1 protein-coding gene is annotated in these 1,305 nt (G+C 57.1%); it reads left to right on the plus strand.

Going from position 1 to position 1,305, the window contains the following annotated elements:
- The first annotated feature begins 107 nt into the window (after nt 1-107).
- Nucleotides 108-1,271, plus strand: a complete 1,164-nt coding sequence (locus FKG95_RS29460) for an IS481 family transposase (RefSeq protein WP_218940417.1) — start codon at nt 108-110, stop codon at nt 1,269-1,271.
- The last annotated feature ends 34 nt before the right edge of the window (nt 1,272-1,305 follow it).

Raw genomic sequence — 1,305 nt, forward strand, 5'->3', positions numbered from 1 at the left:
TGACCGACCTTAGAGATAGGTGACGTTTTGTACCGGAGACATGGGTAACACTTTTGGCATGTATTTGCATGCCGGAGGTGTTGATGCCGTGGAAAGAAAGTTCGGTCATGGAAGAACGTCTTCGTTTTGTTGCCCGCCTTCTCGAGGGCGAGGGCATGTCTCATGTCTGCCGTGAGTTCGGGATTTCTCGTAAGACCGGTTACAAGATCCTGAACCGCTATCGGCAGGAAGGTGTGGAGGCTCTGGCGGATCGTTCCCGCCGGCCGGTCCGCTATGCCAATCAGTTGCCCGCACAGATCGAGCGGCTGATTGTCGAGAGCAAGCGGGAGAAACCGCACTGGGGTGCGCGCAAGATCCGCGAACTGCTGGTCAGGCGGCTGGCCGGAGAGGTCCGTATTCCCGCAAAAAGCACGGTTCATGCCGTGCTCGACCGGCACGGCCTGGTCAAGCGCGCAAGGCAAAGGCGGCGGCAAAAGGCCAAGGGAACGCCTCTTTCCAGCCCTCTGCTGCCCAATGCCCTCTGGTGCACCGACTTCAAGGGGGAATTCAGGCTCGGCAATGGCCGACACTGTTACCCCCTCACCATCACCGACCAGGCCGCGCGTTATCTCTTTGCCGTCGAGGCCTTCGACAGCATTCGTCAGCAGAGCGTCATCGAGAGCTTTGTCCGCCTGTTCAAGCAGTATGGTCTGCCACAGGCCATCCGCTCCGACAACGGCGTCCCCTTCGCCAGCCCAAACGGCTTCTATAACCTCTCACGCCTCTCCGTCTGGTGGCTGCGCCTGGGCATCGCCATCGAACGCATCAAACCCGGCCATCCTCAGCAAAACGGCCGCCATGAACGCATGCATCTCACCCTTAAGAGAGAAACCACCAAGCCAGCCGGCCAGAACAGCCTGCAGCAACAGGCCCGGTTCGATGACTTCATCAGGGAATTCAATGAGGAAAGACCACACGAAGCCCTCGACATGAAAACCCCCGCCGAAGTCTATCAACCCTCGCTCAGACCCTATCAGGGCCTGCCGGAACTGACTTACCCCTTCCACGACAAGGAAGTCATCGTCACATCCTGCGGACGCATCTGCATGCACAGAAAGAAAATCAACCTCTCAACCGTCATGGCAGGACAACGCGTCGGCATAAAGGAAGTCGACGACGGTATTTGGCTCGTAAGCTTTATGAACTATGATTTGGGATACATAGACCTGGAGCAGAAAACTCTGCAAACCATCGACACACCGTTCGGCTCCAGTGTGTTACCCATGTCATAGGTACAAGCTGTTACCTATGTCTCCAGGTCGGACA

It is taken from the genome of Denitrobaculum tricleocarpae (genome assembly GCF_007004665.1).
GTDB lineage: Bacteria > Pseudomonadota > Alphaproteobacteria > Kiloniellales > Kiloniellaceae > Denitrobaculum > Denitrobaculum tricleocarpae.

What these genes read in the sequence shown, in the direction of transcription:
- FKG95_RS29460 (WP_218940417.1), top strand. Translation starts at nt 108, where the DNA reads ATGGAAGAACGTCTTCGTTTTGTTGCCCGCCTTCTCGAGGGCGAGGGC.